This window comes from Paraburkholderia sp. Ac-20347 (genome assembly GCF_017104805.1).
GTDB lineage: Bacteria > Pseudomonadota > Gammaproteobacteria > Burkholderiales > Burkholderiaceae > Paraburkholderia > Paraburkholderia tropica.
The window spans coordinates 1-8,402 of record NZ_JAAGPN010000313.1 but is presented as its reverse complement, the minus strand read 5'-3'; the positions used below and the strand labels follow the sequence as shown (position 1 = coordinate 8,402).

The 8,402-nt window shown below is 65.8% G+C and carries 9 protein-coding genes; all 9 read left to right on the top strand.

What is annotated here, in order from left to right; all coding sequences use genetic code 11:
• Window positions 1-746, top strand: a 746-nt coding sequence (locus tag G3N97_RS33730) for a Tim44-like domain-containing protein (protein ID WP_205997217.1), incomplete at its 5' end; no start/stop codon positions are given.
• A 172-nt stretch (window positions 747-918) separates the two neighbouring features.
• Complete coding sequence (locus tag G3N97_RS33725) at window positions 919-1,590, top strand: SCP2 sterol-binding domain-containing protein (RefSeq protein ID WP_065059368.1); 672 nt, start codon at window positions 919-921, stop codon at window positions 1,588-1,590.
• Between the two features lie 3 nt (window positions 1,591-1,593).
• Window positions 1,594-3,171, top strand: a complete 1,578-nt coding sequence (gene ubiB, locus G3N97_RS33720) for a ubiquinone biosynthesis regulatory protein kinase UbiB (protein WP_205997216.1) — start codon at window positions 1,594-1,596, stop codon at window positions 3,169-3,171.
• 26 nt (window positions 3,172-3,197) lie between these two features.
• On the top strand, window positions 3,198-3,863 hold the full coding sequence (locus G3N97_RS33715; RefSeq protein ID WP_205997215.1) for a methyltransferase domain-containing protein: 666 nt from the start codon (window positions 3,198-3,200) through the stop codon (window positions 3,861-3,863).
• Window positions 3,864-4,060: 197 nt separating this feature from the next.
• Entirely contained in the window at window positions 4,061-4,429 is a 369-nt protein-coding gene (locus G3N97_RS33710) for a zinc ribbon domain-containing protein (protein WP_205997214.1), read from the top strand.
• Window positions 4,430-4,512: 83 nt separating this feature from the next.
• Window positions 4,513-5,154 carry a DUF502 domain-containing protein gene (locus G3N97_RS33705; RefSeq protein ID WP_065059393.1) on the top strand — a complete coding sequence of 214 codons (642 nt, stop codon included), beginning with the start codon at window positions 4,513-4,515 and terminating at the stop codon, window positions 5,152-5,154.
• A gap of 74 nt (window positions 5,155-5,228) precedes the next feature.
• Window positions 5,229-7,034 carry an aspartate--tRNA ligase gene (gene aspS / locus G3N97_RS33700; protein ID WP_074986784.1) on the top strand — a complete coding sequence of 602 codons (1,806 nt, stop codon included), beginning with the start codon at window positions 5,229-5,231 and terminating at the stop codon, window positions 7,032-7,034.
• Between the two features lie 188 nt (window positions 7,035-7,222).
• Entirely contained in the window at window positions 7,223-7,699 is a 477-nt protein-coding gene (gene nudB, locus G3N97_RS33695) for a dihydroneopterin triphosphate diphosphatase (protein WP_205997213.1), read from the top strand.
• A gap of 101 nt (window positions 7,700-7,800) precedes the next feature.
• The coding region (locus tag G3N97_RS33690; protein WP_241031002.1) for a phospholipase D-like domain-containing protein at window positions 7,801-8,402 on the top strand (602 nt) is incomplete at its 3' end.

Below are 8,402 nucleotides of genomic sequence, written 5' to 3'. Positions count from 1 at the left end.
CGCCGGCGCCCACGCCCGCCGCCGCACCGGCGCGCAACCGCTGGCTCGGTCCTATCGCCGGTCTCGCAGCCGGTCTCGGTATCGCGGCGCTGCTGTCGCACTTCGGCCTCGGTGAAGCGTTCGCGGGCGCCATGGCCAACATGATCGTGATCGCGCTGATCGCGTTCGTGGCGATCTGGCTGATCCGCAAGTTCATGAGCCGCCGCCGTCCGGCGGAGCCCGCCTATCAAACGGGCGGCGCGAACCTGAACCAGATGGGCGGCTACAACCCGCAGGAGCCGCGCTACACGGCGCCGCCCACGGGCCAGTACCTCGCGCCCGAAGCGAATCCGCTGAGCACGCCGCAGATCGACACGCCGCCCGCCATTCCGGCCGGCTTCGACAGCGAGGCGTTCCTGCGCAACGCGAAGGTCTACTTCGTGCGTCTGCAGGCGGCGTGGGACGCGGGCAATATCGACGACATCCGCGAATTCACCACGCCCGAGATGTTCGCCGAGATCCGCGTGGACCTCGCGGGCCGCGGCGCGCAGCCGAACCAGACCGACGTCGTGCAGCTCAACGCCGACCTGCTCGCCGTGGAAGAGCGCGGCAACGAGTACCTCGCGAGCGTGCGCTTCTCCGGCCTGATCCGCGAAGAAGCGGGCGCGGCGGCCGCGCCGTTCGTCGAGATCTGGAATCTCTCGAAGTCGCGCAGCTCGGGCGAGGGTTGGCTGCTGGCCGGTATCCAGCAGGTCGAATCGCATTGATGCGCGGCATCGCGCCGCGCTGAGCAAAACGCGCGCGTGGTTGATGCTGCGCGCGTACAGGCGAATCTGGCGGGCGGGCCAGCCGCCGCGCGGGGCGATCCGGCGGCGCGAACGCTACAATAGGAACCCGCGCGAGCTCGATGCCCGCGCGGGTTTTTTTGATTCCACGCCGATGACTCTCGCCGCCAAGCCCTTCGCCGCCGCTGTCAATCACCTGCTCGCCCGCGAATCGTGGGCCCGCGACCGCCTCGCTCCTTACGCCGGCAAGACAGCTCGTCTGTCGTGTCCGCCTGTCGTGCTCACGCTGCTCGTGCAGCCCGACGGCTATATCGCCGCCGTCGAAGAGCACGAGGCGCAACACGCCGACGTCGCGCTTTCCGTGCCCGCTGGCGCGCTCTCCTCGTACGTGCAGGGCGGCCAGTCGGCTGTCATGAAGCACGTGAAGATCGAGGGCGACGCCGAGTTTGCGCAGATCATCGGCAAGCTCGCCGAACATCTGCGCTGGGAGCCCGAAGAGGATCTCGCGAAGCTGATCGGCGACGCCAGCGCGTTTCGCGTCGCCGCATTCGCCCGCGCCGCGCACCAGCAGGCCCTTCGCACCGGGCGCAATGTGCTCGGCTCCGTCACCGAATATCTGCTCGACGAAAATCCGCAACTCGTGCGGCACGCCGAGCTGGACGGCTTCAACACGGAGCTGTCACGCGCGCGCGATGCACTTGCGCGCGTGGAAAAGCGCATCGAGCGCCTTGAACAAAAATCACAAGCGCGCAGCGCGGGATCGACGCCTTCGAGCGCGGCGCCGCGCGCGCCGAGCCAGACAACCGGCCCGCTACAAGGCAACTAAGACATGCGTTTTCTGCGTTTCCTGAAGATTTTCTTTACGGTCATCCGCTTCGGTCTCGACGAAATGATGTTGAGCCGGATCAATGACCGGCGCGTCAGGCTGTTGCTGCGCATCACCACGATCGGACGCAAGTTCGATCAACCGCCCGGCGTGCGGCTGCGTCTCGCGCTCGAAAGCCTCGGCCCGATCTTCGTGAAGTTCGGCCAGGTGCTCTCCACGCGCCGCGATCTGCTGCCACTCGATATCGCCAACGAACTCGCCAAGCTGCAGGATCAGGTGCCGCCGTTCGACTCGAAGGTGGCCATCAACCTCATCGAAACGTCGCTGGGCGCGCCCGTCGACGAACTGTTCGACGACTTCGAGCGCGTGCCGGTGGCGAGCGCCTCGATCGCGCAGGTGCACTTCGCGAAGGTGAGGTCGGGGCAGCACGCGGGCAAGGCCGTGGCGGTGAAGGTGCTGCGCCCGAACATGCGGCCCGTGATCGATTCCGATCTGCTGCTGCTGCGCGACATCGCCGTGTGGGCCGAGCGGCTGTGGGCCGACGGCAAGCGCCTGAAGCCGCGCGAGGTCGTGGCCGAGTTCGACAAATATCTGCACGACGAACTCGATCTGATGCGCGAGGCCGCCAACGGCAGCCAGCTGCGCCGCAATTTCGCGGGCCTCGACCTGCTGCTCGTGCCCGAGATGTACTGGGAATTCAGCACGCCCAACGTGCTGGTGATGGAGCGCATGGTCGGCGTGCCGATCAGCCAGGTCGACAAGCTGCGCGCGGCGGGCGTGGACATTCCGAAGCTCGCGCGCGAAGGCGTGGAGATCTTCTTCACGCAGGTGTTCCGCGACGGCTTTTTCCACGCCGACATGCACCCCGGCAACATTCAGGTGAGCCTCGATCCGGCGCATTTCGGGCGTTATATCGCGCTCGATTTCGGCATCGTCGGTGCGCTGTCGGACTTCGACAAGAACTACCTCGCGCAGAACTTTCTCGCGTTCTTCAAGCGCGACTATCACCGTGTGGCGACGCTGCACATCGAGTCGGGCTGGGTGCCGCCCACGACGCGCGTCGAGGAACTCGAAAGCGCGATCCGCGCGGTGTGCGAGCCGTATTTCGACCGCGCGCTCAAGGACATTTCGCTCGGCCAGGTGCTGCTGCGGCTGTTCCAGACCTCGCGCCGCTTCAACGTGGAAATCCAGCCGCAACTGGTGCTGCTGCAAAAGACCATGCTGAACGTGGAAGGGCTTGGGCGTTCGCTCGACCCGGAACTCGATCTCTGGAAGACCGCGAAGCCGTATCTCGAACGCTGGATGACCGAGCAGATCGGCCTGCGCGGCTGGTTCGAGCGCCTCAAGATCGAGGCGCCGCAATGGAGCAAGACGCTGCCGCAATTGCCGCGCCTCGTGCATCAGGCGTTGCTGCATCGCCAGGACCCCACGCATCTCGGCAGCGACGACGCGCTGCGCCAGATTCTCGCCGAGCAGCGCCGCACCAACCGCCTGTTGCAGGGGCTCGTGGTGTTCGGCGTGGCGGTGGGCGTCGGCATGCTCGCCGCGCGCATGTGGCTGGCGTTGGCCTACGGCGGCTGAGCGGAGCGGCAGACAAGGAGCGAGACATGACGACAGAGCCGGATCAAGCGGATCAACCCACGCCATCGCCGGAAGCCGGCGCGGCCGCGGACTTCGCCACGCGCGACCCCGCCGCACCCGCGTTCTGGGACGAGCGCTTCGAGCGTGGCTTCACCCCGTGGGATCAGGCGGGCGTGCAGCCGGACTTCGAAGCCTTCGCCACGGCGCACGCCGCAGCCAGCGTGCTGATTCCGGGCTGCGGCAACGCGTGGGAAGCGCGCTGGCTCGCCGAGCGCGGCCGCACCGTGCGGGCAATCGACTTTTCGCCTGCTGCCGTCGCCCACGCGCGCACCGCGCTGGGCCATTACGCCGATGTCGTCGAGGAAGCCGACTTTTACGCCTACCGTCCGCCGTTCGCGCCGGACTGGATCTTCGAGCGTGCTTTCCTGTGCGCGCTGCCCAAGGCGCAGCGGCCCGCCTACGCGCGCCGCATGGCCGAACTGCTCGCGCCGGGCGCGCTGCTGGCGGGCTTTTTCTTCTTCGCCGATACGCCCAAGGGGCCGCCCTTCGGCATTGAACGCGCCGAGCTGGACGCGCTGCTCACGCCGTATTTCACGCTGCTCGACGAGCACGAGGTGAGCGCATCGCTGGCGGTTTTCGCGGGCCGCGAGCGCTGGCTCACGTGGCGTCGCAACGCGTCGGCGCCGGCCTGAATCGGCGCTCAACGCGCGCGTGCGCACGGTCTCGCCGATCTCGCCCTTGATCGTGCGCAATCCGCCCCAAACTGCTGCGTAGCCCCGGTCACACGACCCGGCCTGGCAATTACCAGGCCAGGGGAGCGTTTGCGGCTATAATTCAAGGCTTTGCAAGCATTTACCGGAATTTCATCCGTTTCATCAGGAAAGAGATCATGCCGATCTACGCTTATCGCTGCGAATCGTGCGGCTTCGCCAAAGACGTGCTGCAAAAGATCAGCGATGCGCCCCTGACGCAGTGCCCGAGCTGCGGCGCGGACGCGTATCGCAAACAGGTCACCGCAGCCGGCTTCCAGCTGAAAGGCTCGGGCTGGTACGTCACGGACTTCCGTGGCGGCAACAGTAATGCCAATAACGGCGGCAACAGCAGCGGCACGAGTGCCGCCGCCACGGGCGCGAAGAGCGGCGACGCTGCGTCGTCGTCGGAAGGCGGCAAGTCCGAGGGCTCAAGCCAGGCCGCACCGGCCGCCGCGGCAACGACCAGCGCGGCGCCTGCGGCGTCGGGCACTTCGGGCTCGACCTGACAAACCCTGTGGTCCGGCAGACCTCCTGAGTGAAGCCGGGCCGCGCAAGCGCCGCGCCCGCGCGCGGCCTGGATGGCGTGTACATGAAGATCAAGAAAGCGACCTTCAAATCGGTGTTCCTGACCGGCCTTCTCGTGCTGGTGCCGCTGGCCATCACGCTGTGGGTGCTGAATCTCGTCATCGGCACGATGGATCAGACGCTGTTGCTGCTGCCCGAATCGTGGCGGCCCGAGCGCCTGTTCCACATGCGCCTGCCGGGTCTCGGCGCGGTGCTCACGCTGGCGTTCATCTTTGTCGTGGGCGTGCTCACGCACAACTTCATCGGCCAGAAACTGGTGGAGTGGTGGAACGCGCTGGTGCGCCGCATTCCGATCGTGGGGCCGCTGTACAGCAGCATCCAGCAGGTTTCCGATACACTGCTTTCGAGCAACGGCAATGCCTTTCGCAAGGCACTCCTGATCGAATATCCGCGCAAGGGCTCGTGGACGATCGCGTTCCTGACCGGTATTCCCGGCGGCGACGTGGTCAACCATCTTCAGGAAGATCACGTGAGCGTGTATGTGCCGACCACGCCCAATCCCACGTCGGGCTTTTTCCTGATGGTGCCGAAGAGCGAAGTCATCGAACTCGACATGACGGTCGATGCCGCGCTCAAGTATATTGTTTCGATGGGCGTCGTCGCGCCGGCCGCGAATGCACGCCGCCCCATCGATCCCCCGCTTTAAATACCGGACGCCGCTTCGGCCGCAACCGTGCGCGCGCTTCCCGTTTAATTCACGCATAACGAAAGACGAACATCATGTCGATGAGATCTGAATACTGCGGTCTGGTGACCGAACAGCTGCTGGGCCAAACTGTTTCGCTGTGCGGATGGGTGCAGCGCCGCCGCGACCACGGCGGCGTTATCTTCATCGACCTGCGCGACCGCGAAGGCCTCGTTCAGGTCGTCTGCGACCCGGATCGCGCCGAGATGTTCAAGATCGCCGAAGGCGTGCGCAACGAGTTCTGCGTGCAGGTCAAGGGTCTGGTTCGCAATCGTCCGGAAGGCACGGTCAACGCCAACCTCACGAGCGGCAAGATTGAAGTGCTGTGCCACGAAATCGTGGTGCTGAACCCGTCGGTCACGCCGCCGTTCCAGCTCGACGACGACAACCTCTCGGAAACCACGCGCCTCACGCATCGCGTGCTCGACCTGCGTCGTCCGCAGATGCAGCACAACCTGCGTCTGCGTTACCGCGTGACGATGGCCGTGCGCAAGTATCTCGACGCGCTCGGTTTCATCGACATCGAAACGCCGATGCTCACGAAGAGCACGCCGGAAGGCGCGCGCGACTACCTCGTGCCGTCGCGCGTGAACGCGGGTCAGTTCTTCGCGCTGCCGCAGTCGCCGCAGCTCTTCAAGCAGATGCTGATGGTCGCGAACTTCGATCGCTACTACCAGATCGTCAAGTGCTTCCGCGACGAAGATCTGCGCGCAGACCGTCAGCCGGAATTCACGCAGATCGACTGCGAAACGTCGTTCCTCGGCGAGCAGGAAATCCGTGATCTGTTCGAAGACATGGCGCGTCACGTGTTCAAGGAAACGATCGGTGTCGAACTCGACGCCAAGTTCCCGATCATGCCGTACTCGGAAGCCATGAGCCGTTTCGGTTCGGACAAGCCCGACCTGCGCGTGAAGCTCGAATTCACGGAACTGACGGACGCCATGAAGGACGTGGACTTCAAGGTGTTCAGCACGCCGGCCAACAGCAAGGACGGCCGCGTGGCCGCACTGCGCGTGCCGAAGGGCGCTGAACTTTCGCGTGGCGACATCGACGGCTACACGGAATTCGTGCGCATCTACGGCGCGAAGGGTCTGGCCTGGATCAAGGTCAACGAAGTCGCGAAGGGCCGTGACGGTCTGCAAAGCCCGATCGTGAAGAACCTGCACGACGCGTCGATCGCCGCCATCCTGGAGCGCACTGGCGCACAAGACGGCGACATCATCTTCTTCGCAGCAGACCGCGCGAAGGTCGTGAACGACAGCCTGGGCGCGCTGCGTCTGAAGGTCGGCCATTCGGAATTCGGCAAGGCCAACGGTCTGGTCGAGAAGGGCTGGAAGCCGCTGTGGGTGATCGACTTCCCGATGTTCGAGTACGACGAGGAAGAAAACCGCTACGTGGCCGCGCATCACCCGTTCACGAGCCCGAAGGACGAGCACCTGGAATATCTGGAAACGGACCCGGGCCGCTGCCTCGCGAAGGCGTACGACATGGTGCTGAACGGCTGGGAAATCGGCGGCGGTTCGGTCCGTATCTATCAGGAAGACGTGCAGAGCAAGGTGTTCCGCGCGCTGAAGATCGGTGCGGAAGAAGCGCGTGCGAAGTTCGGCTTCCTGCTGGACGCGCTGCAGTACGGCGCGCCGCCGCACGGCGGTATCGCGTTCGGTCTGGACCGCATCGTCACGATGATGGCCGGCGCCGACTCGATCCGCGACGTGATCGCGTTCCCGAAGACGCAACGCGCGCAGTGTCTGCTCACGCAGGCGCCGAGCCCGGTGGACGAGCGTCAGCTCAAGGAACTGCACATCCGTCTGCGTCAGCCCGAGCAGAAGCCGGCGCAGTAAGCGGCAATCGGTATCGAGCAGCATCGTGCAGACGGCGCGCCCCGGCGCGTCGTCCTGCAACGCAACAAAAAAGGCGCATCGTGCGCCTTTTTTGCTTTTTGCGTTAAATTCTTTCACAAGAGCGCCGCACACTGCTCAGCGGTAACGACAGTGCCGCAGGCCGCGTACCACGACTTGCTTTCCCCATCATGCAGAAGCCGCCGAAGATTCCCGAATCCGTCCTGGTCGTCATCCATACGCCCCGGCTCGACGTGCTGATCATCGAGCGCGCCGACCGGGCCGGCTTCTGGCAGTCGGTGACGGGCTCGAAGGACCGTCTCGACGAGCCGCTCGCCGAAACCGCCGTGCGCGAGGTGGGCGAGGAAACCGGCATCGTGGTGGGCGCGGACGGCGTCTCGGCGGCGGCGCTGCTCGACTGGCGGCATCGGATCGAGTACGAAATCTATCCGGTCTGGCGCCACCGCTACGCCGAGGGCGTGACGCGCAACACCGAGCACTGGTTCAGCCTGCAGGTGCCCGACGGCACGCCGGTCACGCTGTCGCCGCGCGAGCACACGGCGTATCTGTGGCTGCCGTATGAAGAGGCGGCGGCGAAGTGCTTTTCGTCGTCGAATCGCGAGGCCATTCTGCAATTGCCCGCGCGTCTGGCGGGAGTGCAGCCGTGAGCGACACCCGACGCGCCGACCCCGGCCAACGCGATCACCCCGGCGATCACCCCGGCGCTGATCCGACCGATCTGGATTCGGGGATCGAACCGCGCCGCGTCATGCGGCTGCGCGAGGCGCTGCTCGGCAAGCGCTATCGCTCGCGCTACCGCTTCACGAGCGGCAACGACGTGCGCCTGTTCCATTCGGGCGCGGGCCTGTTCGGCGCGATGATCGAGCGCATCGACGCGGCTCAGCGCGATGTCGCGCTCGAAACCTATATTTTTTGCAGCGACGGCACCGGTCAGGCCGTGTCCGAGGCGTTGATGCGCGCGGCGCGGCGCGGCGTGCGCGTGCGCGTGATCACCGACGGCATCGGCTCGCCGCATCTGGCGCTGTTCGACGCGTGGCCGGCGGCGGGTATCGAGCATCGCGTCTACAACCCGCATATCTTCGGACGCTTCGGCTTTTCGCGCACGCACCGCAAGCTCGCGGTGATCGACGACCGCTACGCGTTTTGCGGCGGCATCAATATCGTCGACGACATGGAAAACGACGGCAAGCCGCTGCCGTTCGCGCGCTGGGATTTCGCGGTCGAGCTGGCCGGTCCGGTGGTCGTGGACGTGCGCGAGGCCATCGAGATGCAATGGCGGCGCATCCGGCTCGGCCACCGTCCGCCGCTCGGCGCGCCCGCGCTGCCGGGCGGACCGCTGCCGCTGTCGCC

Excerpts from the sequence above, each read along its gene's own strand:
- G3N97_RS33725 (WP_065059368.1), top strand. The coding sequence starts at position 919 with ATGACTCTCGCCGCCAAGCCCTTCGCCGCCGCTGTCAATCACCTGCTC.
- ubiB (WP_205997216.1), top strand. The coding sequence starts at position 1,594 with ATGCGTTTTCTGCGTTTCCTGAAGATTTTCTTTACGGTCATCCGCTTC.
- G3N97_RS33715 (WP_205997215.1), top strand. The coding sequence starts at position 3,198 with ATGACGACAGAGCCGGATCAAGCGGATCAACCCACGCCATCGCCGGAA.
- G3N97_RS33710 (WP_205997214.1), top strand. The coding sequence starts at position 4,061 with ATGCCGATCTACGCTTATCGCTGCGAATCGTGCGGCTTCGCCAAAGAC.
- G3N97_RS33705 (WP_065059393.1), top strand. The coding sequence starts at position 4,513 with ATGAAGATCAAGAAAGCGACCTTCAAATCGGTGTTCCTGACCGGCCTT.
- aspS (WP_074986784.1), top strand. The coding sequence starts at position 5,229 with ATGTCGATGAGATCTGAATACTGCGGTCTGGTGACCGAACAGCTGCTG.
- nudB (WP_205997213.1), top strand. The coding sequence starts at position 7,223 with ATGCAGAAGCCGCCGAAGATTCCCGAATCCGTCCTGGTCGTCATCCAT.